This is a genomic window from Lentzea nigeriaca (assembly GCF_016907955.1).
Lineage (GTDB): Bacteria > Actinomycetota > Actinomycetes > Mycobacteriales > Pseudonocardiaceae > Lentzea > Lentzea nigeriaca.
Genome location: NZ_JAFBCX010000007.1, coordinates 210,068 through 233,553, shown reverse-complemented (window position 1 = coordinate 233,553; position 23,486 = coordinate 210,068). Strand labels below are relative to the sequence as shown.

Genomic DNA, 23,486 nt, shown 5'->3' with positions numbered 1-23,486 from the left:
TCTGGTTTGATCTGACCACCGCCGCCGTGGCCAAGACCCCTTGGAGACGGCGAAATGAACATCGACAGACGGCGATTCCTGCTGGCTACAGGGGTCGCGCTGGTCGGAACGCCAGCGATGACGGGGACGGCGATCGCCGGGTCCTCGTCATCGCTCTGGCAGGAGTTCGTGGCGAACCCCGGAAGCCACCCGCAGATCCCGAACATCGCGTACGCCGGCTACCGGACGGGTGAGCGGCCTCCTCGCCGGCCCGTGCTGGCGAACGTGGTGTTCTTCGGCGCACGCGGGGACGGGTCCGCGGACGCCTCGGTCGCGATCAACAAGGCGATCGAGTTCGTCGGCAAGCTGGGTGGTGGCACGGTCTTCGTCCCACCCGGCCGCTACCGGATCGACGACATCATCCGCATCGGCTACGACAACGTGGTGCTGCGTGGCGCCGGCAGCGCGAAGACGACGTTCCACGCGACCCGGTCGCTGGAGGAGATCGTCGGCATCAACCGCAGCCGCTACGGCTCGGAGAACTCGGCGTGGAGCTGGTCCGGTGGCCTGGTGTGGGTGTGCCACCGCGACCGCTACCAGCCGCTGGTCGACGCGATCAAGGCACGCAATTGGCCGTTCGAGGGCTGGACCGGCAACGAGCTCGAGCTCGGCGAGAACCTCGCGACCATCACCGGTTCCGCCACGCGTGGTTCGTTCGTCGTGACCGTCGAAAGTGGACGGAGACTGCGCGCCGGTCAGCGTGTGCTGCTGCGGCTGGACGACGACAACTACTCGTTGCCCAAGCACATGTGTGGCGATGTCCCCGGCACGGCCACGTACAAGTGGGACGACAAGGACAAGCTGCTGTCGTACTTCCCGTTCCTGTGGCCGGTGCGCGTGGAATGGGTGCGCGGCAACAGGGTCAAGCTCGCGCAGCCGTTGCCGCTGGAGATCCGTCCCGAGTGGAAGCCGCGCCTGACCACCATGGCACCCATTGTCACGGGTGCGGGCGTCGAGGGCATCAAGATCGAGATGTTCAAGGTGCCGACGCCGAAGCACCTGCAGGACAAGGGGTACAACGGTCTCGCATTCCAGTGCGCGTGGGACTGCTGGGCCGACGACGTGCACGTGCAGGACGTCGACAACGGGTTCCTCCTGGTGTCCTCCAAGGGAATCTCGTTGCTGAACACACGTGTTTCCGGCCGTGGCCACCACCACGCCTACGCGACGCGCGAGCAGTCCCACGACAACCTGACCGACGCGTTCGTGATCGAGGCTCCTTCCGAACCCTCGCAGCCGGGCGCGGGCAACCACGGCCTGAACGTCGAGGGCCTGTCCTGCGGCAACGTCTGGACGCGCGGCCGCATGGACCACGACGTCTTCGACACCCACCGCGGTCTGCCGTTCGGCAACGTCCGCACCGAGATCACGATCAACAACGTCGGCGCGCACGGCGGCAGCGCCAACGCGGGACCGTTGTACGGCGCCAGGTTCACGCACTGGAACGTCACGGTCACGAACCAGCGTGCCGGCAACGTCCGCATCGACCAGGTCGCGCCGTGCAGCGCCACCGTCGCGATCTCCGAGGTCCGCGACTTCGGCCAGATCGACAAGCCGGACTTCACCGGCGCGTTGAACTCCCGCCTGGAGCTGTACGGCAGCACCGACGTGACGCCACGCAACCTCTATGACGCACAACGGAAGTTGCGGCGCTCATGAGGTAGCCGCGTACATCGTGACCGGCAGCGACCGCGCGACGGAGTGGAGATCGGTGGGGAGCACGAAGCTCTCCACCGACCTGCTGATGCGGCGTTCCCAGCCTTTCTCGGTGAGTTCGAGCCGGTAGGACGTGTGGAGCTGGGGCAGGTCGCTGGGCGGTGTCGCGTCGGACAGCAGCAGGTGCTGGCCGTAGGTGCGTCCCACCTGGGTGAGCGTCTGCAGCGTCTTGAAGAACGCGGGCCGCGCTTCCGTCAGGCCGTGCACGCCATCCACGCAGACGAGCAGTCGCGGCGGCGCCTTGCCGTCCACCAGCATGCCGACACGTCGTTCCAGGTCTTCCACAAGATCGTGCGGCTGCACGTGCGGTGCGTGCTCAAGGCCCGCGAACACGCCCGTGCCGTGGAAGTCGACGAGGACGAGCTGGAGGTCGTCCGGCGAGTGCCACAGCATCTGGCCGAGAATCAGCGCTTTGAGCGCGTCCGCACGTCGTTCGGGAGGCGCCACGACCTCGCCGTGCGGACCCATCCCGTCCTCCGTGAGACCGGCCTTGATGTCGATCTCGACCGGTTGGCCGTGTTCGTCGACGCCGACAGCTGTCCGGTAGCGCAGCTTGATCGGACGCGGCCGCCACGTGTGCGTCCTGTCGAACCTCAGCATGTCGTGCAGCGTGAAGAAGTCCGGTGGTGGCTCGGCCCGGTGCATCAGGTTCGGCAGCTCGCCGGCCAGCTGGTCGAGGTTCGCCGGCGTGACGCAGTCGTCGATCCGCACCCGCGTCGTCTCGTTCGCGGAGTCCAGCAGCAGCTGCATCCCGGACCTGCCGACGTCCTCCGCGATGGTGGCGAGGGCCGTGCCGAGCTCCGTCGACTCGATGTCGGAGAAGCCGTTGACGCAGATGAGGAGCTGCGGCAGGACCTGGCCCAGGGCGCGGTGGTCGAAGATCGTCCAGGTGTTGCCGACGATCTCCAGCCTGCGTTCCGACTCGGCCAGGAGCGTCTCGGCGAGCCAGGCGGGATCCCTTGCCACGTCCCGATGATGTGCCTGGACGTGCGGTGCCTGGTCCAGCCCGGCGAACACCCCGGAGTCGCCGGCGTCGACGAAGATCGCCTGGAACAGCTTGGGCGAGTGCGTGGTCATGAGTCCCAGCAACAGACTCCGGAACGCCTCCCGCTCGGTGACGGCGAGGTGTGATCCGGTGCGCCACTTCCCGTCGGCGAAGTGGGTGAGCTCGACGACGACCGGTCTGCCGTCGCTGTCCGTGCCGATCGGGACCTTCCACCACCTGCCCTTCCACGTGAGGGCCTTCGTGAACTCGCGGACTCCGTGCAGCGCCAGGAAGTCCACGACCTCGACGTGCAGGCGGACGCGGTCGGGAAGGTCGCCGAGCGCGCGGGCGGTGATGATCACCCGGACGTCGCGAGCCGTGGTGATGATCCACCGCACGGCGTCGGCGAGCCCCGGATCGCTTTCCGTGCAGAGCTTCCAGTCGTCGACCAGCAGCGTCGCGCCCGGCTCTCCACCGCGTTCGAACCAGGTCAGCAGGTTCTGGCGGCGGCGTTCGTCGGACGGGTCGAAGCTGACGGCCGCCACCGGCGACTCACCGCGGCCGATGCGATAGATGCCCGGCGCCGCCGGGATTCGCGGTGTGGTGAGGTGCGGCGGGCCGACGAGAGCGAGGTGGTTCACGGGAGCGCGATTTGTGTGTGGAGCCGGTGTGGCACGGACAGTCCGTGGCCCGGCTTGTCCGGCACGCGCGCGGCCTGGCGGGCGTCGACGAGCGACGTCGCCGGGTCGTCGAGCCGGAACTCGATGCCGAACCCCAGACTGTTCTTGATGAACGGCGGCACCTGGTCCCACGACCGGGCCGTGACGACGATGTGGCGCCGGGGGTCGAGCGGCTCACCGGGACCGTCGAGCAGTTGGTAGCGCGCCAGGTCGTCGCCGAGGACGGTGGCCAGCGTGCGCAGCGTCGTGCTCTTGCCGGTGCCCGGCCTGCCGACGATGGCGCCGTGGCGGAACTCGTCGGTGAAGTGAGGGGCGAGGACGTCGCGACGTTGCTCGAAGGGCCTGTCCACCAGGCCGATGGCACCGGGAGGCAGCATTTCCAGCGTGAGGTCGACGTGGCTCTGGTGCAGCGGAGGCAGCACGACCTGGTGCGCGGGCGGCGCAGAGCCGATCAACGCGTGCGGCAGCACTTCCGCCCACTCGGCGAGGTCGTGCGGCGGTGTCGCCGACGGCCACTCGGGGATCGTGAACGGCAGCTGCGCCGGAAACGCGTCACCGGAGTAGAGCAGGTGGATGCCGAGGACGCGCCCGGCACGGGTGAGCGACATCAGGACCTCCCCGAAGCGGGGATGCCGTTCGATCAGCACCTCGGCGCTGTCCACGCAGATCAGCAGAGCGGCCAACGGTTCCAGGTCCTCGCCCGCGTCGAGTTTCTCCTGGTAGTCGGTGAAGTTGCGGCACCCGCTCGTCGAGTGCACGAGCTCTTGCCGCCGGTTGATCTCGCCCGTCAGACCGCTCTCGAACCGCTCGAGCAGCTCGTCCTCCGTCTCGTCCGTCAGCAGGAACGAGACGTGCGGCGCGTGGCTCAGACCGTCGAAGACGCCCGTGTTCTTCATGTCGAAGAGCCCGAGGTTCAGGTCCTCCGGCGAGTGCGTGACCATCAGCCCCAGCAACGCGCTCAGCAGCTTCTGACCGCGCTCTGGCCCCAGATAGGTGCCCATCAACCCGTCGCCGCCGATGCTGATGTCCAGGTACACCGGCCATCCGCGCGCGTCGACACCGACAGCGGTCTTGAGGTCGTGCTGCTGGTACTTGTTGCTCAAATCGGCCTCGATGCCGTGCAGCGCGAGGAAGTCAGTGGCCTCACCGTGCAGCTGCCGCCGCAACCGGTCCGGCAGATCGCTCCACTTCCGAGCCGTGACAACGACCTGTACTCCCCGCGCCGGTCCGAAGGCAGCGATCCACTCGACGACCCGGTCGAGCCCGGGGTCCTGCTCGAAGCACAGCCCCCAGTCGTCCACCAGCAACACCGCACCGGACGGCGCACCGCGTTCGAACCAGTCCAGCAGGCTCCGGCACCCCGGCTGGTCGGAGGGGTCGAACGTCGCCGACACGGGCAACGGGTCGGCCCCGCGCCCGATCCGGTAGACGGCCATGTCCGGCGCGGCCGCGAGAGCCGCCGTCAACCGCTCCCTGGTCGCCTGCCAGGGACCGACGACGGCGAAGTTCCTCATCACCGTCCAGATATACCAACAGCCGGGGGGCCGCCGCTGCCGCTTCGCTAATGTGGGCGACGTGCCAGCCAAAGCCGTCGACCCCGCCGAGATGCGAGCCGCGGTGCAGGCCGTTCTCCCCTGGCTGCGAGGCGAAGCCGACCAGCCGGATCGCCCCGCGCTGGCCGCCGCGGTCCGCCTGAGCCTGCGCACCCTGGAACAGATCGCGCCGGGCCGCAGCGTCGAGGTCCGCGTCCCCCCGTTCGCCGCCGTGCAGTGCGTCGAGGGCCCGCGCCACACCCGAGGCACGCCCCCGAACGTGATCGAGACCGACCCCCGCACGTGGCTGGAACTGGCAACCGGCGCGCTGCCGTGGGCCGAGGCCCTGGCCGGCGCTCGGGTCACCGCGTCGGGGACCCGAGCCGACCTCTCCGAACTGCTGCCGGTCGTGCGTTTCTAGTGGTGTGGCGCGGCTTGGTTGTGCTCCGTTGAGTCGGGCAGGGGCGGTCTGGTGCTCGTCTCCGAAACCCGGATGGTCGCGCTCTCATGCACGTCGCTGCCGAGATGGCGGTAGAGAAATGCCGACGCAAACGTTTGCTGATCACCCCGACTGCTGCCAACAGTGCATTGGCAGCCATGAGAGCGCGATCTTCATGATCGAAGCGCGGCTGCCTGCCGGCATCACTGCCACATCCCAAGAGATAGCTGCGACACGCTACTAGAACCAGGATCCGATCGTGTTGTCGTAAACCGACTTCGCACCGTCGACGACGTCCCGGCCGGCCTCCACCGCGTTGCCCACCGTGTCGACCACGACATCGCCGGCGTCGCTCGCGACCTCCTTGGTGGTGTCCCAGGCGTGGCCCGCCGCGTCGCCCCAGTTGCCCTTCGAGACGTCGTCGACGACCTGACCACCACCGCGCCAGACGTCCTCGCCCATGTCCACGACTTCCTTGCCGGTGTTGACACCCCAGTCGATGACAGGACCGGCCACCGGAAGGTTCGAACCGGGCACCTCACGTGGTGTCGGAGCGTCCTGCCAACGCTGCGCGCTGACGTCACCGCCGTGGCCGGTGGCGATCTTCGCGAGGTTGTCGAGCGACTCGGAACCCTTGTCGTAGTAGGACGAGTGGGCGTGCCCGATGCCGGCCTCGCCGGACGTGCCGAACGTCTTCGCCCCGAACGACGAGTCGTACGGACCGGTCGACGACCCGTCCTTGGTGAACCAGTCGCCACTCGTCGCCTGGATGACCGGGTCGTGCTCCGTGCCACCGACGTAGACGTGTCCGGGGCCGGCCGACAGTTGGTCCACATTGGACGCGCCGACGCCGGGCGAGCCGACGAACGCGATGTCGTCGGCCTTCAGGCCGTTGTCCATGGCTGAGTAGCCGACGACGGTACTGCCGTAGCTGTGGCCGATCACCGTGACGTGGGCGTTGGGGTTGGCGGTGCGGTAGCCCTCGACGTCCTTCGCCAGGATCGCGCCACCCTCCTTCGCCTGCGCCGGGTCGTTGACCTGGCCGGGCAGGAACTCCGGCGCGTCGTAGCCGAGCCACTGGATCGCGGCGCCGTCCGCGCCCATCTTGTCGCTCAGGTTCGCTGCCTGGTCGAGGCCGAAGCTGCTGAGCTTGGACGTGGTGCCGGGCACGCACACCGCGACGTTCTTGGCCGTGTCCGGGTTGCCGAACGCGACGGCGATCGCACCTTCCTTGGCACCAGGGCCGTCCGGACTCCACGCGAGGACATACGCTGGCTTGCCGATGTCCCTGGCCTTGGCGTCGGCCTCGTTCAACGCGCCGGCGGCATCTGTCGCGTTCTTGGCGCGGCGGGAGGCTTGGTCGTACTGCGACATCAGCTGTGAGCCCTGCGGGTCGTTGCGCAGTGCCCGCTGGCCTTCCGCCGACTTGGGGTCGACGCCCAGCTCGGCGGCGCGGTCGGCGAGCCTCTGCTCCAGCTCCGTCTTCTGCTGGTTGAACCGCGTCACGTCCTGCTTGATCCGTTCGCGGTTCGCCTTGTCCAGTACGTCTGCCGGGAGACCGCGGAGCTGGCCGAGCTCCTGGTACTTGGTCTTGAGCAGCGCGTCCTTCTCCGCCGGGCTGAGCTTGTTCCACCACTCGGCGACGGCCTTCGGGTCGGTGCCCGGCGGCGGCACCGGAGGCAGCGCGCCACCAGCACCTGCGCGTTGGGCGGCCCTGTCCCAGCCGCAGTCGGTCCGTGCGGACTGCTCGAAGCCGGGCGGAATCTTGGTGAGAGCGCCCGCGTAGGAGCGCAGGACGTTCTCGTAGCCGGACTTCACCTTGTTCAACGAGTCGTTGACCTGGTTGGCGAGCGTCCTGGTCTGCTCCTCGTCCATGCCTGGCGGACGGCTGCGCCACACGTTGATCGCCTGGTCGGCCGCCGTGCGCATCTGGCCGTAGGCGCGCGACGCGGCCTGCACGATGTCGACTCCGGCGCCGAGACGCTCGCTCGCTGCTTTGGCGGCGCTGGCGGACAGCTCGGCGCGGGCCGTGAACTTCGTCGCCGTGGCGCCGGTCCAGTTGCTGACCGCGGTCCTGCCGCCCTTGGCGACCGACTCGCCGGCGCGACCGACCGCGCTGATCGCCCCGGTGATCGGGTCGGCGGCAGCGGCGATCCGACCGGCGTCCCCGGCGGCGAGCTTGCCGTACAGGCTTTCCGGATCCGTGTAGCTCACTTGCCGCCCCCAAGTCCCTGCAAGATCTTCGTCAGAGCCGACGCGTGGTCCTCGTCCGTGCGCTGGTACGCGTCGGCGTTCGACACCAGACCTTCGGCGGCGTCGGTGAACCAGGCGGAGCCGCGCTGGAGGTCCTGGGAGTGGGTGCCGACGAACTTCGAGAGCGCGTCCGCGAACTCCGCGGCCGCGTCCACCTCGCCGAGCGCGCCGGCGTCGAGCTTGAGCATCGAGATCATCTCCGCCGCCTCGCGCACCGCGTCGGAGCCGTTGCCGAACTCCTTGGACGCGCTGCGCAGCAGTTCTGGCTCAACGCCGAACATCGCCACCCCCTGTTGGTCTTTGATCCATGCGACGCAGAAGCATCATGGCCGGTTCCCCCCTCACGCGTGGAGCGTTTCGGGCACGATGTCGGCCATGGTGCAGACAGGGTGGACGGCTCAGCGGTGGACCGCTGTGTTCATCGAACAAGCAGAGATGTTCCGCAAGGCAGTGGCGGACGCGGACCCGGCCGCCGAGGTGCCGACGCGTCCGGGGTGGACCGTCCAGGACCTGGTCGTGCACCTCGCACGGTTCCTGGAGACGTCCACCGCCTACCTGCGCACCGGCAGCCGCAACCCGATGAGTCCTCCCTCCCCTCCGGTCGGCCTCTCGCCGCTCGAGTACCTGGACCTGCAGCTGACGGCAGCTGGAGAGATCCTCACCGCAGTACCGGGCAACCGGCCCGTGTGGACGTTCTCACCTGCCGCTCCGGATCTGGCGTGGGTGTGGCACCGCCGGATCGCGCACGAGACGGTGCTGCGCAGGTTCGACGCACAGGCGACCGTCCGGCAGATCGTCGCGACCGAGTCCGATCTCTGCGTTGACGGCATCGACGAGGTGCTGACCACGATCGTCGCGGCGAAGCTCGACGGCGACGTGCCCACCATGGCGACCGGCACCGCCGTGGTGCGGCCGACCGACGTGCCGGAGTCGTGGTTGATCTCCCTGGTGGAGGGCGAAGTGCCGGAGGTTCGTGCCGCGGCCCCCGGTGAGGAGGGCGACGCGCAGGTGACCGGCGAGGCGGAACTCGTCTACTTCTGGCTCTGGAACCGCATGAACCTCACGGAGATGACCGGCGACCAGCGCGTGCTGGACGTCCTCCGGGTCGGACGGGGGCACTGATGCGCAAGCTCGCCGCGGTCCTGCTGGGCTGCATCGTGTTGGCCGGATGCGCCTCCGACTGGCAGGAGCAGGTCACGTACAAGGTCGTCGAGGTCTACGACTACAAGATGGCACCGAGTTCGGATCCGGAGAAGCGGATCCGGTTGGAGCTCGTCGGAGACGCGCCGAAGGGCGTGCTGGCGAAGGACTCGCTGTCACCCAAGACCGTGGCGCTCTCCGACATCAGCGGCGATGTGGCAGCGGGGGACCAGGTGGTCTGCACGGCCAAGCAGCACTCCATGGGTGCGGTGCAGACCAACCCGATCCAGACCGAGCTCAGTGGATGCAGGAAGGCCTGAAGCGCGCGTTGGTGCAACCAGGTGGTGGCGCGATCGGGGCACTTCAGACCAACTTGATCGAGACAGAGCTGTTTCAGTGCCGAAAGGCATGAGTTTGGTCACCCCACCAGGGGTCGGAGGGGGGTACATCACCCGGTGCTCCACTTACACTCGGGAAGTAGCCAGCCCCCGTCGTGAGGGAGCCACTCGGTGGTCGCCGACCATTCCCAGCCCGAACAGGAACCTCGTGAGGAGTGCGGCGTCTTCGGCGTCTGGGCTCCTGGCGAGGACGTCTCGAAACTCACCTACTACGGGCTCTACGCCCTGCAGCACCGCGGCCAGGAGGCCGCGGGCATCTCGGTCGGTGACGGCTCGCAGGTCGTCGTCTTCAAGGACCTCGGGCTCGTCAGCCAGGTGTTCGACGAGCAGGTGCTGCAGAGCCTGAAGGGCCACGTGGCCGTCGGCCACTGCCGTTACTCCACCACCGGGTCCACGACCTGGGAGAACGCGCAGCCCACCTTCCGCACGACGGCTGCCGGGTCGGGGCTCAGCCTCGGTCACAACGGCAACCTGGTGAACACCGCCGAGCTGCTCGACAAGGCCAAGGAGCTCGGCATCATCGAGCGCAACGGCGCTACGACCGACTCGGACATCCTTTGCGGTCTGCTCGCCTACGCGGCGGCCGACAAGGGGATCGAGCAGGCCGCGCTGGAGCTCCTGCCGACCGTCAAGGGCGCCTACTGCCTGACGTTCTCCGACGAGTCCACGCTCTACGCGGCGCGTGACCCGCACGGTGTGCGTCCGCTGGTGCTTGGGCGTCTCGAACGCGGTTGGGTCGTGGCGAGTGAGACCGCGGCGCTGGACATCGTGGGCGCGAGCTTCGTGCGCGAGGTCGAGCCCGGTGAGCTCATCGCGATCGACGGTGACGGCCTCAGGTCGTCGCGGTTCGCGAACCCCGAGCCCAAGGGCTGCATCTTCGAGTACGTCTACCTGGCGCGGCCGGACACGTCGATCTCGGGGCGTTCCGTGCACGCGACGCGGGTCGAGATCGGTCGTCGCCTGGCCAAGGAGCACCCGGTCGAGGCCGACCTGGTGATCCCGGTGCCGGAGTCCGGCACGCCGGCCGCGATCGGATATGCGCAGGCCAGCGGCATTTCGTACGGGTCGGGCCTGGTCAAGAACGCCTACGTCGGCCGGACGTTCATCCAGCCGTCGCAGACCATCCGGCAGCTGGGCATCCGGCTGAAGCTGAACCCGCTGCGGGACGTCATCCGCGGCAAGCGGCTGGTCGTCGTGGACGACTCGATCGTGCGTGGCAACACGCAGCGTGCGCTCGTCCGCATGCTGCGCGAGGCCGGTGCTGTCGAGGTGCACGTGCGCATCGCGGCGCCGCCGGTCAAGTGGCCGTGCTTCTACGGCATCGACTTCGCCTCGCGGGCTGAGCTCATCGCGAACGGGCTGGACGACGACGGCATCCGTCGGTCGATCGGGGCCGACACGCTCGGGTACGTGTCGCTCGAGCAGCTGGTCGCCGCGACCGAGCAGCCCAAGACGCGGCTGTGCGCGGCCTGCTTCGACGGGGAGTACCCGATCGAACTGCCGCAGGACGCGCTCATCGGCAAGCACCTGCTCGAGGGCCTCAAGGGGGTGTCGGGCTCGGCCGCTCCCGTTCTGCCGAACGGCTATGGTGCCGAGGACGCACTCCGTCGTCCCTGAGCTGACAGATCCAAGTGGAAGAAGTTGACGTGACCGACAGCGCCAAGGCCACCTACGCCGCCGCCGGAGTCAGTATCGCCGCAGGTGACGAGGCGGTGGAGAAGCTCAAGCCGTGGGCGGCCAAGGCGCACCGGCCAGAGGTGCTCGGTGGCATCGGCGGGTTCGCCGGGCTGTTCCAGCTCAAGCTCGACCGCTGGAAGGAGCCGGTCCTCGCGTCCTCGACGGACGGCGTCGGCACCAAGATCGCGATCGCTCAGGCGCTCGACAAGCACGACACGATCGGCATCGACCTGGTCGCCATGATCGTCGACGACCTCGTCGTGTGTGGTGCCGAGCCGCTGTTCGTGCAGGACTACATCGCTGTCGGCAAGGTCGTGCCCGACAAGATCGCGGCGCTGGTCAAGGGCATCGCCGAGGGCTGTGTCCAGGCCGGGTGTGCGCTGCTCGGCGGCGAGACGGCCGAGCACCCCGGCCTGATGGGCGACGACGACTACGACATCTCCGGCACCGGCGTCGGCGTGGTCGAGCACTCCAAGCTGCTCGGCCCCGACCGGGTCCGCGACGGCGACGTCGTGATCGCGATGGGCTCGTCCGGCCTGCACTCGAACGGCTACTCGCTCGCCAGGCACGTGCTGCTGGAGATCGCGCGGATGCCGCTGCAGGGTCACGTCGAGGAGTTCGGCCGCACCCTCGGCGAGGAGATGCTGGAGCCGACCAAGATCTACGCCAAGGACTGTCTCGCGCTGATCGCCGAGACGGAGGTCCGCGGGTTCTCGCACGTCACCGGTGGTGGCCTGGCGGCGAACCTGGCCCGTGTGCTGCCGCAGGGCCTGCACGCGAAGCTCGACCGCGGCACCTGGACGCCGCCCGCGGTGTTCCAGCTCATCGCCCAGCGCGGCCGCGTCGAGCGCGAGGAGATGGAGAAGGCGTTCAACATGGGTGTCGGCATGGTCGCCGTCGTCGCGCCGGAGGACGTCGACCGCGCCCTGGCGGTGCTCACCGCGCGCCACGTGCCGTCGTGGGTGCTCGGCGAGATCACCAGGTCCGAAGAGGGCGGGGCCGCACTCGTCGGAGACCACCCTCGTTTCTAGGTGCGGCGACCACAATCGTCACCGCGACGGTTAGTGGTCACCCGCACCAGGCAACCTCCTACGGTCGTCGTTGCGTACTAAGCGGCGACCGAGGAGGGGGACTTGGACCGCGATCGCGAGTTCGGGGAGTTCGTCGACGCACGCGCTCTCGTCATGCGCCGCACGGCGTACCTGCTGTGCGGCGACTGGCACCGCGCCGAGGACATCGTCCAGACCGCGCTGATCAAGCTCTACGTTGCCTGGTCACGCGTCCGCAAGGACAGCGTGGACGCCTACGCGCGCAAGGTGCTGGTGCGCACCGCCGTCGACGAGACCAGGCGCGGCTTCTTCCAGCGCGAACGCACGGTCGACGTCCTGCCGGAAGCTGCGGTGACCGACGACTCGGCGGACTTCGACCTGCGGCAGGCGCTCGACGCGTTGCCGCCGGGACAACGTGCCGTCGTCGTCCTGCGGTACTGGGAGGACCTGAGCATCACCGAGACCGCCCGCATCCTCGGCAGGACGGAGGGCACGGTGAAGAGCCAGGCGGCCAAGGGGCTGGCGGCGTTGCGCGACCTGCTGGAGGACGAGCCGACGCTGCGGATCTACCGCTCTGAGGTCATCCGCAAGGGCAAGACGAAGCTCGCCCGCAGGCGGACCGCCATCGCGACGGTGATGGCCTTCGTGGTGCTGGCAGGCCTGGGCACGGTCGGATACCTGGCACTGCCGCGGCAGCCGTCCGGAGCGGCCTCGACTGCCGGGGCAGGGGTCGTCGACCGCAACGCCCAGCTCACCGCGATCCTGCGCGACGCCAAGGTGATCCCGGCCGGAGTGACCGTGCTGGACGTCCCGAGCGTTCCGGCAGGTCCACTGCAGTTCTTCGACCACGGAGACGTCCGTCGAGCCGTGGCACTGCTGAAGGACGCCCAGGGCACCGGTGCGGTGACGATCGAGCTCTACCGCGGCCACACCAACACCGGCGACGACGTCAGCTGGTGCTATGAGCCCGAGGTCGCGCCGTGCGAGCTTCGCGTGGTCGACGGCATCAAGATCCGGTCCAGCATCGCGGGCAAGCAGGACGGCCTCCACATCTACCAAGTGCAGGCGCTTCGACCAGACGGCGTGTTCGTCGAGATCAGAAGCGTCAACGTGGGAGAGTTCCGCACCAACATCGTCGGCATGCCGAAACTGGACGGCCCGACGACCCGGCCGACGCCGGTGCTCGACCGAGAGACGCTGATAAAGATCGCGACTTTGCCGGGCCTCACCTATTAGCCTGGCAGGCATGAACGACGTGACCGTGACTCGGACGCTGGTGATCCCGGCGTCCGAGTTGCGCGAACGTTTTTCCAGGTCAGGCGGGCCGGGCGGGCAGGGAGTGAACACCGCGGACAGCCGCGTGGAGCTCTCGTTCGACCTGGCTGCCTCGCCGTCGATCCCCGAGCACCTCAAGCGCAGGATGCTCGACCGCCTGGAGAACAGGCTGGTCGACGGCGTCCTCACGATCGCCGCGTCCGAGCACCGCGCGCAGTTGCAGAACCGCGCCGCCGCACGGGAACGCCTTGCCGCGATCCTGCGCAGCGCCGCCGCCCCGCCACCGCCGATGCGCAAGCCGACCAAGCCCACCAAGGGCTCGAAGGAACGCCGCATCGCCGGCAAGAAGCGCCGCGCGGAGACCAAGCGTGGCCGTTCAGGCTCCTGGGACTAACGCGTAGATCCGTTCCGGCCGGCCGGTTCCGCCGTACCGCAACCGAACCTCGGCCCGTCCGGCAGAAACGAAGTGCTCCAGGTACCTGCGCGCACTCACCCGAGCAACACCGGTCGACGACGCGCATTCCGACGCCGACAGCCCATCTGGATGCGACCGCAGCGCGTTCTCCACGAGCCGCGCGGTCTCCGGTGTCAAACCCTTGGGCAGCAACGGTTTCGAGGTCGGTCGCGCCCCGAACACCTGGTCCACGTCCGCCTGTCCGGCGGAGTCCAGCCGGTACAGCCTGTCCCGCAACGACGCGAAGCGCGCGAGCTGGTCGCGCAGTGCCGAGTAGTCGAACGGTTTGATCAGGTAGTGCAGCACGCCACCGCGCATCGCGCCGCGCACGGTGTCGACGTCGGTCGCCGCGGTGATCACGATGACGTCGACGTCCTCGTTGGCGCGCAACGACTTCAGCACCTCCAGTCCACTTTGGTCCGGCAGGTAGACGTCGAGCAGCACCAGGTCGGGCTTCAGTGAGGCCACCTGCCGCAACGCGTCCGCGCCGGTGTGCGCGACCCCGGCGACCTCGAACCCCTCGGTGCGCGCCACGTAGCCGCTGTGCACCTTGGCCACCATGAAGTCGTCGTCGACGACGAGCACCCGGATCACCAGGGCAGCCTTGCGGTGAAGACCGAGCCCGCCACGCTCACCGAACCTCCGCGCCGCAGGCACGCCCGCCTGATCAGCGCGAGGCCGATGCCGCGTTCGCCGTGCGATGCCGCCTTGGTCGTGAACCCGTGCCGGAACACCTCTTCCGCCAGCTCCGGTGCCACACCGGGACCGGAGTCGCGCACCACGACCTGGACCTCGTCGTCCAACTGCATCACACCCACCTCGATCCACTTCTGAGCGCCGTTCGTGCTCAGCGAGCTCAGTGCATCCAACGCGTTGTCGACGAGGTTTCCCAGCACCATCACGAGATCCGCCGACAGGGCCTCGTCCACGCGTCCCAGCACGCTGTCCGGCTCCATCCGCAGCGCCGTGCCGCGTTCGGCGGCCAGCGAGGCCTTGGCGATCAGCAACGCTGCCACGGCTGGGTCGCCGATGCGCGAGCTCACCTCGGTCCGCCACTGGTCCTGTGCCGAGCTGATCTGGTGAATGTAGTTGCTGACCTCGTCGTACTCCTTCAGCGCGATCAGCCCGGCGATGGTGTGCAGGCGGTTCGCGAACTCGTGCGCCTGCGCCCGCAACGTGTCCGTCGCGTGCTGCGACGCGTCGAGTTCGTGTTGCAGCGCAAGCAGTTCCGTGCGATCTCGCAACGTCACGACCGCGCCGGCGCCCTCGATCGGCATGCGGTTCAGCGTGAGCACGACGCCCTGCCGCAGCACGAGCTGGTCGACGCCGGTCGCGCGGCCGGTCAGCACGTCGCGCAGCCGGTCGTTGAGCTCCAGCTCCTCGACCGACCGGCCGACCGCGTCGTCCGGCAGCGCGAGGAGGTCGCGAGCGTGGTCGTTGACCAGTGTGATCCGGTCCTGGGCGTCGAGGCCGACGACACCCTCCTTGATGCCGTGCAGCAACGCCTCGCGGTTCTCCACCAGCGCGGTGATCTCGTGCGGCTCCAGCCCGAGCGTCTGGTTCTTCACGCGACGGGCCAGCAGCAACGACCCGGTGACGCCGATGACCAGGGCGATCGCCAGGTACCGCAGCACGTCCTCCGGCTGGTCCAGCGCGCCGTCGAACAGCCCCGGCTCGATCACCCCGGCGACGACCATCCCGTTGACCTTGCGGGTCTGTTCGTCGAACACCGGCACGTGCGCCTCGATCGAGTCGTCGACCGTGCCGACCCACGCCTTGCCGTCGAACGCCGTCGTCGGAGTGTCCAAAGTGGATCCGATCTGGGCCGGGTCCGGCGACGCGAGCACGACCCGGCGGCTGTCGACGATCAACACGTAGGAGGCACCGGACAGGCTCCGCGCGGTCTCCGCGGGCGCGGCCAGGACCCGCCAGTTGCCCATCGACGTCTGCACGACGTTCGTGGCCGCGACGTTCTCCGCGACCGACAGCATCCGGCGTTCCTCGTTGGAGCGAAAGTTACTGCCCGTCTGAACGACCGTCAGCGCGCCGACAGCGCACAGTAGCAAGGTGACGACTACGAGTTGCCACACGAGGAGTTGACTGGCCAGGGAACGGCGGCGTCGCATGAAACCTCCCGTGACCAGAAAGACCGAAAGAAACCTTAGAAGCGCAAGAGCGACATCAAGGTTTACACCAGAGCAACATGTCGAACCACGTGAACGAGAGGCGGGGATCACAGTGTCGGTGAAGGTGTGGGTGGCGGTGGCGACGGCGGTGCTCGCCGTCCTGCTGGTGCCACCGCTGCTGACGCCGGGTGCGGACAGCGGCGAGACCAGCCAGGTGCGGACGCTGCGCGTGCTGGTGCCGAACCAACCGGGTGGCGGTTACGACATCACGGCCCGCACCGCGGCGAAGGCCATGGAGGACGCTGACCTGCTGCGCAACGCCGAGGTGTTCAACCTCCCCGGCGCCGGTGGCACGGTCGGACTCGGCCGTACGGTCGGTGAGCGCGGCAACGGCAAGCTGATCATGTCGATGGGCCTGGGCGTCGTGGGCGCGGTGTACACGAACAAGTCACCGAACTCGCTGCTCGACACCACCCCGATCGCGAAGCTGATCGAGGAACCGGACATCGTCGTCGTGTCCAAGGACTCGCCGTACACCTCGTTGCAGCAGCTCGTGGACGCGTGGAAGGCCAACCCCGGCACGGTGACCGTCGGCGGCGGCTCCGCGCCCGGCGGCCCCGACCACATGGCCCCGATGCTGATGGCGAAGGCCGTGGGCCTGCAGCCGAAGACCGTCAACTACATCCAGTTCGACGGTGGCGGCGAGCTGCTCGCGTCGGTGCTCGGCGGCAAGGTCGCGTTCGGCGTCTCCGGTGTCGGCGAGTACCGCGACCAGATCAAGGCCGGCACGTTGCGCGTGCTGGCGGTGACGAGCGGCAAGCGGGTCGACGGCATCGACGCGCCGACGCTCAAGGAGTCCGGAGTGGACGTCGAGTTCGCGAACTGGCGGGGCATCGTCGCGCCGCCGGGCATCACGCAGACCGACCGCGACAAGCTGGTCGACCTGCTGGGGCGGATGCACAGGACGCCGCAGTGGGCGGAGGCCTTGCAGCGCAACGGCTGGACCGACGCGTTCGCACCGGGTGAGGGGTTCAAGACCTTCCTGGACAACGAGAACAAGCGGGTGGCAACGGTGCTGAAGGACTTGGGGCTGGCATGACAGCGACTAGGAGTTGGTTGCGAGAGCGGTCCGAGCTGGGCATCTGCGCCCTGCTGGTGGCGCTCGGCGTGCTGGTGCTGACCGACGCGCTGCGCATCCCCACCGACTTCGCCCAGCGCGGACCGGTCGGCCCGAAGGCGGTGCCGATCCTCGTCGGCTCGCTGCTGCTGGTCGTCGCGGTGCTGCTGGCGCGGGACGTGCTGCGCGGCGGTCGCGGTGAGGCGGAAGGCGGCGAGGACGTCGACCTGACCGAGCCCGCCGACTGGCGCACGGTTCTGCTGCTGTGCGGTGCTTTCCTCGCGAACGCCGCGCTGATCGGCGTGGTCGGTTTTCCGATCTCCGGCGCGATCCTGTTCTGGGGTGCGGCCTACGCGCTCGGCAGCCGCGCGTTCGTGCGGGACCCGTTGATCGCGGCGGGCCTGTCGATCCTGACGTTCGTCGTGTTCAACAACCTGCTCGGCGTCCCGCTCCCCGGTGGCCCGTTGATGGAGGTGTTCTAGGTGGAACAACTGCTCAATGGCTTCGCGACCGCGCTGACGCCGACGCACCTGCTGTTCGCCGCGATCGGCGTGCTGCTCGGCACCGCCATCGGCGTCCTGCCGGGCATCGGCCCGGCGATGGCGGTGGCGCTGCTGCTGCCCGTCACCTACGGCATGGAGCCGACCGGCGCGTTCATCATGTTCGCCGGCATCTACTACGGCGGTATGTTCGGCGGCTCGACGACGTCGATCCTGCTGAACACACCCGGCGAGAGCGCAGCGGTGGTCACGGCGTTCGAAGGCAATCCCATGGCCCGCAAGGGCCGTGGTGCGCAAGCGCTTGCCGCTGCCGCCATCGGCCACTTCGCCGGCGGCATCATCGGCACGATCCTGATCGTTCTGCTGGCGCCGTTCGTGGCCAAGCACGCCGTCGACATCGGCGCGCCCGACCTGTTCGCGATCATGGTGCTGGCGTTCATCGCGGTGACCTCGGTGCTCGGCGCCTCACGGATTCGCGGTGTCGCGTCGTTGCTCATCGGCCTGACGCTCGGTCTGGTCGGCCTCGACGACATGACCGGCCAACAGCGTCTGACGTTCGGCTCGTTGCACTTGGCCGACGGCATCGACGTGGTCGTGGTCGCGGTGGCCCTGTTCGCGGTCGGCGAGGCCCTGTGGGTCGCCGCTCACCTGCGCCGCAAGCCGTTCGAGCCGATCCCGGTCGGCCGGCCGTGGCTGTCGAGGGCAGACCTCAAGCGCACCTGGAAGCCGTGGCTGCGCGGCCCGGCGATCGGGTTCCCGTTCGGCGCGATCCCGGCCGGTGGTGCGGAGATCCCGACGTTCCTGTCCTACGTGACGGAGAAGCGGCTCTCCAAGAACAAGGACGACTGGGGCAAGGGTGCGATCGAGGGGGTCGCGGGTCCGGAGTCGACGGCCTCTGCTTCCGCCGCGGGCACGCTGGTCACGATGCTGACCCTGGGACTGCCGACGACGGCCACCGCGGCCGTGATGCTCGCGGCGTTCCAGCAGTACGGCATCCAGCCCGGTCCGCTGCTGTTCCAACGCGAAGCCGGTCTCGTCTGGGCGTTGATCGCGTCGCTGTTCATCGGCCTGACGTTGCTGCTGGTGCTGAATCTGCCGTTGGCACCGCTGTGGGCGAAGCTCCTGCGCATCCCGCGGCCGTACCTCTACGCGGGCATCCTGTTCTTCGCCTCGGTCGGTGCCTACGCGGTGAACGCGGACATCTTCGACCTGCTGCTCATGTTCGTGATCGGACTGCTGGGCTTCGCGATGCGCCGCTACGGCCTGCCGGTGCTGCCCGCGATCATCGGCGTGATCCTCGGCCCGGCCGCGGAACAGCAGATGCGGCGCTCGCTGCAGCTCTCCGACGGCTCGCTGACCGGCCTGGTCAACAGCCCGATGGCGGTGATCGTCTACGTCGTCGTGCTGCTGATCGTGTTCTTCCCGCTGCTCAAGCGCTTCGTCCCGAGCCCAACCCCTCCTGCTGCTCCCACTCCAGAGCGCCACAAAATCGACGCCTGAGGACAGTACGCGGGGAGCTTTCGTACTCTCTGAGCGCACGGAAGCTCCCCGCGTACCGTCATGCGGTGCGCACGATCAGGATCGCGAACGGTTTGTCGTCCTCCGGTTCGCTGACGGCGAGCTCGGTCTGCTCCCGCAACGTCGCCCACAGCTCCATCACGCGCGCCACCTGCGGTTCCGGCAACCCGCAGATCGTGACGAACGCCCGCACCTGTTCGGGCTTCGTCGGCAGCTTGCCGCGTCTGAGCATCGAGTAGACCTGGCTGCGCGGCAGCACCTGGCCCGCCCGCCGGGAGACCTCCGGCCGGGTCAGCCCCGACCGCACGTGGATCGTCCGCAGCAGCTCGATGAACTCGGCCTCGGTCGCGGCCCGCAGTTCTGCGGTCGACGTCGCGATCAACGGCAAGGCGGGCTCGGGGTCGATGCCGAGCTCGGCGGAGAGGATGACGCGCACCTCGCGGTACGCGGCGAGCGCTTCCGCCCGCCGCCCTGACCTCGTGAGTCCGAGCATGAGCTGTGACCAGAGCCGGTTCAGGCGCTCGAGCGGGTCGCCCTCCGGGTAGGTCATCGCTCGTCTTCCTGCCAGATCACCATCGGGTTGGCGGGCGGCAGCGGGCCGAACCTGGCGCTGAACAGCCGGCTGCGGCTCAGCGTGGTGGTCACGGTCAGAACGGCTGTCGTCGTGGCGACGGCGGCGACCGGCGAGTGGCCCTGCGCGAGCATCCATCCGGTGAAGACGAACGCGGTCGGCGCCAGCAGGACGCTGCTGGTGGCGGACGTGGAGCACTTTCGGCGCGGATGCGGTGCCCCGTTGTAGGGGGTGGTGGTCATGCGTTCTCCTGGAAGAAGGGACCCGGCGCAGGGCGGCACCGTGCGCCGGGCAGACCAGCTGGTTTGGCGGGACAGCGGAAAAGCCGATGTGCGGAAAGCGTCCGTGCGGGCAATTGGCGTTGCCGCAGGACTCCGCGACATAACGGCTCGACCACGATCCTGTCACTCACACGGGTGATTGCCAACCGAATCGTCGTCCAGGTTTTTCATGTCCTGTGCAACGGGGTCCGACATCGTCCAACGAGGTCCAACTGACCAGTTTTTGTCACCTTTTCCGGCGTCCCTGACCATGCGGTGGTCAATTGGTCGTATTGGCCACGTCCAATGCCGTCCAACAGTCTGGTGGGCACCGTGGTGGACGGTTAGGCTTGCGAACGTGCCGGAATGCTATTCCGGTGGTGAGAAACCCCTGGCCGAGCTTTGGACCAGCTGAGCAGCGGGGTGCGGCCTCCTGTTGGCGCGGGAGGCCGTCACGCGCCGCCACTGCTCCACCCACCCGTCGAGCGCGTCGGCCGGCTCCCCGCACCCGGTGAGGAAGGCCCGGAGCTGGTCTTCTCGCTTCTGGAACCGGAAGGTGCACAGCGCGTGGGCGCTGCTCTTCGGCAGTACGCGGGTGCCGGCGCTGTCCGACACCTGCTGGTAGGACAATCCTCTCGTCTCGCGCAGCTGGTTCAGCGCGCGAACGAACTCGGCACATGTGGTGGCGCGGCGTGCTGTCGCGAACGGACTGTCGTCCTCGCTGGGCGACATCGTGTTCGGTCCTCCTGCTGCGGCGTTCCTCTTCCTTTCCGGCGAGGGCTGTAACGAACGCGACCGCGCCCGCGAGAAAGGAAGCGTTGTTCGACTGATGAGCGCGGATCCTACCGCCGTGTCCAGCATCTTTGTCGAACCGATGATCTGTGTCGGAATATTCCATGATCAGCGAACTGCGGAAATCTCAGCAGGACAATCGTTCGCTTAGTTCGTCGGCCCAGATCAGCGCGCCGCGGCCGGCTGCATTGGTTCGTACCAAATAGAAACGGTGGCCCTGTTCGCTGAATGCGGACAGGGCCACCGTTGGGCCGAACGGGTCAGCCGTGCGTCGGGAAGCCCAGGTTCACGCCGTGCTGCTGCGGCCAGCGGGCCGTGATCGCCTTCGCGCGGGTGTAGAACTTCACGCCCTCCGCGCCGTGCACGTGCGTGTCGCCGAACAGCGAGTCCTTCCACCCGCCGAACGAGTAGTAGGCCATCGGCACGGGGATGGGCACGTTGATGCCGACCATGCCGACGTGCACGCGCCGCTGGTACTCGCGGGCGGCCAGGCCGTCACCGGTGTAGATCGCCGTGCCGTTGCCGTACGGGTTGGCGTTGACCAGCTCCACGGCGTCCTCGAACGTGTCGACGCGCACGACCGACAGCACCGGGCCGAAGATCTCGTCGGTGTAGATCGTCATGTCGCGCGTGACGTGGTCGAACAGCGTTGGCGCGAGCCAGAAGCCGTTCTCGTGGCCTTCCGGCGCGTGGCCGCGGCCGTCGACGACCAGCGTCGCACCGGCCGCCTCACCGGCGTCCACATAGGACTTCACCTTGTCCCGGTGCACACCGGTGACCAGCGGGCCCATCTGCGCGTCGGGGTTGGTGCCCGGCAGCACCGACGGGTGCAGGTCGCGGGTCCGCGCCGCGACCTTCTCGACGAGGGCGTCACCTGTCTCGCCGACGGCGACGACGACCGAGATCGCCATGCACCGCTCACCGGCAGAGCCGTAACCGGCGGAGACGGCGGCATCGGCGGCCACGTCGAGGTCGGCGTCCGGCAGCACGACCATGTGGTTCTTCGCGCCACCGAGTGCCTGCACGCGCTTGCCGGCCGCCGTGCCGCGCGAGTAGACGTGCTTCGCGATCGGAGTCGAGCCGACGAACGACGCCGCGGCAACATCCGGGTGGTCGAGCAGCGCGTTGACCGCGAAGGCATCGCCCTGCAGGACGTTCAGCACGCCGTCGGGCAGCCCGGCCTCCTGGAACAGCTCGGCGAGCCGCACCGACGCCGACGGGTCGCGCTCGGAAGGCTTGAGCACGAACGTGTTCCCGGTCGCGATGGCGATGGGGAACATCCACATCGGCACCATCACGGGGAAGTTGAACGGCGTGATGCCCGCGACCACGCCGAGCGGCTGGCGCAGCGAGTACGCGTCGACACCGCGCGAGACCTGCTCGGAGTGCTCACCCTTGAGCAGCTGCGGGATGCCGCACGCGAACTCGACGACCTCCAGCCCGCGCTGCACCTCGCCCGCGGCGTCGGAGAGGACCTTGCCGTGCTCGGACGTGATGATCTCGGCGAGCTCGTTGCGTGCCTCGTGCAGCAGGTGCCGGTAGGCGAACAGGATCCTGCTGCGGGTCGACAGCGACGACTCGGACCACGACTGCGCCGCCTTCAGTGAGGACGACACCGCGAGATCGACGTCGGCCTGCTCCGCGAGCACGACCTGGGCCGCGACCTCACCGGTGGCCGGGTTGAAGACGTCGGACGTGCGGGACGACACCCCCGTGGTGCGGGCGCCGTCGATCCAGTGGGGGATGGTGCTCAACGCGGACTCCGTTCAATGGTCGCGGCTGCGCCGCTCCGGCGACTTCGCCTGGAAGTCGGCCGTCCGGCTCCCGCTTCCCGCCGAATCGCCTTCGGCGGCTGGCAGCAAGGGGGAACCGGACGACCGACGCGAAGTCGCCGGTGGGGCAGTCGTGTTGCGGACGACGAGAGAGGGATTGAGGAGATGGCGCACGGGTTCGGTGCGCCCGTCGCGAACTCGTTGCAGCAAGGCGAGAGCTGCCAACCGGCCGAACTCGGCGCGCGGCTGGTCGATCGTGGTCAGCGAAACGTGGCGGAGAGCCGCCAACGACGTGTTGTCGTACCCCACAACGGAAACGTCAGCAGGCACGCGCAGCCCGGCGTCCTCCAACGCCGAGATCGCGCCGACGGCGTTGAAGTCGTTGCAGGACAGGATGGCGGTGGGCAAGGTGCCATCGGAGATCAGCCTGCGAATCGCCCGCGCGCCGGCGGCGTCGGTGTACTCGGACGACACGACCTGCGGCACAAGGCCGTGCGCTTCCATCGCGGTGACGTATCCGCGCCGACGAGGTCCGGCCTGGGTGCCTTCACCGCCGTCCAGATGGGCAATGCGCTTGTGCCCCAAGGAGACCAGATGGTCGACCGCCAGCCGCGCGCCCTGTTCGCCGTCGTCGTTGATCGTATCCACAGTGGACACCCGAGACGACCGGGCGACGAGCACGATCGGAAGCTGTTCGGCGGCCTTCGAAATCGCCGTCGCGGGTACCACGGGCGACAACAGGATCAGACCGGCCGGGCGGAACGAGAGCAGCGATTCCAGCGCCCGGCGCTCGCGCGCGGGCGAACGGCCACCGGTGTTGATGATGATGTCGAACCCCTGCTCGCGCGCTACCTCGTCGATGCCGTCCACGACCTCGGCGAAGAACGCGTTGTGCAGGTCGGACACCATCACGCCCAGCACGGTCGACGTGCGCGACGCGAGAGACCGCGCCATCGCGTGCGGCGAGTACCCCAGCTCCTCCGCGGCCTTCAGCACTGCGGCGCGTCGCGCCTCGCTCACCTTGGGTGAGTTGCGCATCACGAGTGACACCAGTGCGCGGGACACGCCCGCACGCAGAGCCACGTCCTCCATCGTCGGTCTGACCACCGGTAACCACCTCCCCTCACGTCACGGGCGGGAAACACACCCTTGACACCCGTGTGACGGAAGCTACAGCATTAGAGCGCTCCAAC

22 protein-coding genes are annotated in these 23,486 nt (G+C 68.5%); 11 read left to right on the top strand and 11 right to left on the bottom strand.

What is annotated here, in order from left to right:
- Positions 1–54 precede the first annotated feature (54 nt).
- Positions 55–1,698 carry a glycosyl hydrolase family 28-related protein gene (locus tag JOD27_RS25640; RefSeq protein WP_204764815.1) on the top strand — a complete coding sequence of 548 codons (1,644 nt, stop codon included), beginning with the start codon at positions 55–57 and terminating at the stop codon, positions 1,696–1,698.
- Here the strand turns inward: JOD27_RS25640 and JOD27_RS25635 are convergent.
- Entirely contained in the window at positions 1,693–3,381 is a 1,689-nt protein-coding gene (locus tag JOD27_RS25635; RefSeq protein ID WP_204764814.1) for a hypothetical protein, read from the bottom strand. The two genes, JOD27_RS25640 and JOD27_RS25635, sit on opposite strands and share 6 nt — an antisense overlap.
- A complete protein-coding gene (locus tag JOD27_RS25630; RefSeq protein ID WP_204764813.1) occupies positions 3,378–4,934 on the bottom strand; it encodes a type VII secretion protein EccC in 1,557 nt (518 codons plus the stop codon). The genes JOD27_RS25635 and JOD27_RS25630 overlap by 4 nt, the downstream gene beginning before the upstream one ends.
- A gap of 91 nt (positions 4,935–5,025) precedes the next feature.
- On the opposite strand from JOD27_RS25630, the gene JOD27_RS25625 reads away from it, so the two are divergent.
- Entirely contained in the window at positions 5,026–5,373 is a 348-nt protein-coding gene (locus JOD27_RS25625; protein ID WP_239568911.1) for a sterol carrier family protein, read from the top strand.
- A gap of 258 nt (positions 5,374–5,631) precedes the next feature.
- Here the strand turns inward: JOD27_RS25625 and JOD27_RS25620 are convergent, their stop codons facing one another.
- Positions 5,632–7,605 carry an alpha/beta hydrolase gene (locus JOD27_RS25620; protein ID WP_204764811.1) on the bottom strand — a complete coding sequence of 658 codons (1,974 nt, stop codon included), beginning with the start codon at positions 7,603–7,605 and terminating at the stop codon, positions 5,632–5,634.
- Complete coding sequence (locus tag JOD27_RS25615) at positions 7,602–7,925, bottom strand: DUF2563 family protein (RefSeq protein WP_204764810.1); 324 nt, start codon at positions 7,923–7,925, stop codon at positions 7,602–7,604. Before JOD27_RS25615 ends, JOD27_RS25620 begins: the two co-directional genes overlap by 4 nt.
- 94 nt (positions 7,926–8,019) lie before the next feature.
- On the opposite strand from JOD27_RS25615, the gene JOD27_RS25610 reads away from it, so the two are divergent.
- The 6 genes from JOD27_RS25610 (at position 8,020) to arfB (ending at position 13,577) form a co-directional block, all read left to right on the top strand.
- Positions 8,020–8,766, top strand: coding sequence for a maleylpyruvate isomerase N-terminal domain-containing protein (locus JOD27_RS25610; protein WP_239568742.1), 747 nt, complete (start codon positions 8,020–8,022; stop codon positions 8,764–8,766).
- Positions 8,766–9,104, top strand: a complete 339-nt coding sequence (locus tag JOD27_RS25605) for a hypothetical protein (RefSeq protein WP_204764809.1) — start codon at positions 8,766–8,768, stop codon at positions 9,102–9,104. Before JOD27_RS25610 ends, JOD27_RS25605 begins: the two co-directional genes overlap by 1 nt.
- A gap of 189 nt (positions 9,105–9,293) precedes the next feature.
- The gene (purF, locus tag JOD27_RS25600) at positions 9,294–10,799 is read left to right on the top strand and encodes an amidophosphoribosyltransferase (RefSeq protein WP_204764808.1); all 1,506 of its coding nucleotides are present in this window, start codon (positions 9,294–9,296) and stop codon (positions 10,797–10,799) included.
- 29 nt (positions 10,800–10,828) lie between these two features.
- Complete coding sequence (gene purM / locus JOD27_RS25595) at positions 10,829–11,890, top strand: phosphoribosylformylglycinamidine cyclo-ligase (protein WP_204764807.1); 1,062 nt, start codon at positions 10,829–10,831, stop codon at positions 11,888–11,890.
- Positions 11,891–11,992: 102 nt separating this feature from the next.
- Positions 11,993–13,144: a SigE family RNA polymerase sigma factor gene (locus tag JOD27_RS46780; RefSeq protein WP_307830316.1), complete on the top strand. Its 1,152-nt coding sequence runs from the start codon at positions 11,993–11,995 to the stop codon at positions 13,142–13,144.
- Positions 13,145–13,154: 10 nt separating this feature from the next.
- Complete coding sequence (arfB, locus tag JOD27_RS25585; RefSeq protein WP_030471673.1) at positions 13,155–13,577, top strand: alternative ribosome rescue aminoacyl-tRNA hydrolase ArfB; 423 nt, start codon at positions 13,155–13,157, stop codon at positions 13,575–13,577.
- Here arfB and JOD27_RS25580 read toward each other — a convergent pair.
- Positions 13,560–14,231 carry a response regulator gene (locus tag JOD27_RS25580; protein WP_204764806.1) on the bottom strand — a complete coding sequence of 224 codons (672 nt, stop codon included), beginning with the start codon at positions 14,229–14,231 and terminating at the stop codon, positions 13,560–13,562. The genes arfB and JOD27_RS25580 overlap by 18 nt on opposite strands.
- The gene (locus JOD27_RS25575; protein ID WP_204764805.1) at positions 14,228–15,763 is read right to left on the bottom strand and encodes a sensor histidine kinase; all 1,536 of its coding nucleotides are present in this window, start codon (positions 15,761–15,763) and stop codon (positions 14,228–14,230) included. The genes JOD27_RS25580 and JOD27_RS25575 overlap by 4 nt, the downstream gene beginning before the upstream one ends.
- Before the next feature lie 130 nt (positions 15,764–15,893).
- Here JOD27_RS25575 and JOD27_RS25570 point away from each other — a divergent pair, with 130 nt between their 5' ends.
- From JOD27_RS25570 to JOD27_RS25560, 3 genes are read left to right on the top strand one after another with little or no spacing between them, the layout of a single operon-like run.
- Positions 15,894–16,862, top strand: coding sequence for a Bug family tripartite tricarboxylate transporter substrate binding protein (locus tag JOD27_RS25570; protein ID WP_307830329.1), 969 nt, complete (start codon positions 15,894–15,896; stop codon positions 16,860–16,862).
- The gene (locus JOD27_RS25565) at positions 16,859–17,362 is read left to right on the top strand and encodes a tripartite tricarboxylate transporter TctB family protein (RefSeq protein ID WP_204764803.1); all 504 of its coding nucleotides are present in this window, start codon (positions 16,859–16,861) and stop codon (positions 17,360–17,362) included. The genes JOD27_RS25570 and JOD27_RS25565 overlap by 4 nt, the downstream gene beginning before the upstream one ends.
- Positions 17,363–18,880, top strand: a complete 1,518-nt coding sequence (locus tag JOD27_RS25560; protein WP_204764802.1) for a tripartite tricarboxylate transporter permease — start codon at positions 17,363–17,365, stop codon at positions 18,878–18,880.
- 58 nt (positions 18,881–18,938) lie between these two features.
- On the opposite strand, the gene JOD27_RS25555 is transcribed toward JOD27_RS25560, so the two are convergent.
- From JOD27_RS25555 to JOD27_RS25540, 5 genes are all read right to left on the bottom strand, one after another.
- Positions 18,939–19,448, bottom strand: coding sequence for a BTAD domain-containing putative transcriptional regulator (locus JOD27_RS25555; RefSeq protein WP_239568740.1), 510 nt, complete (start codon positions 19,446–19,448; stop codon positions 18,939–18,941).
- Positions 19,445–19,711 (bottom strand): hypothetical protein, encoded by a 267-nt coding sequence (locus JOD27_RS45200; RefSeq protein WP_239568738.1) that lies wholly within the window; start codon positions 19,709–19,711, stop codon positions 19,445–19,447. Before JOD27_RS45200 ends, JOD27_RS25555 begins: the two co-directional genes overlap by 4 nt.
- Positions 19,712–20,098: 387 nt before the next feature.
- Positions 20,099–20,461 carry a hypothetical protein gene (locus JOD27_RS25550; RefSeq protein ID WP_204764800.1) on the bottom strand — a complete coding sequence of 121 codons (363 nt, stop codon included), beginning with the start codon at positions 20,459–20,461 and terminating at the stop codon, positions 20,099–20,101.
- A gap of 320 nt (positions 20,462–20,781) precedes the next feature.
- Complete coding sequence (locus tag JOD27_RS25545; RefSeq protein ID WP_204764799.1) at positions 20,782–22,275, bottom strand: CoA-acylating methylmalonate-semialdehyde dehydrogenase; 1,494 nt, start codon at positions 22,273–22,275, stop codon at positions 20,782–20,784.
- Between the two features lie 12 nt (positions 22,276–22,287).
- The gene (locus JOD27_RS25540; protein ID WP_204764798.1) at positions 22,288–23,400 is read right to left on the bottom strand and encodes a LacI family DNA-binding transcriptional regulator; all 1,113 of its coding nucleotides are present in this window, start codon (positions 23,398–23,400) and stop codon (positions 22,288–22,290) included.
- Between the last annotated feature and the right edge of the window lie 86 nt (positions 23,401–23,486).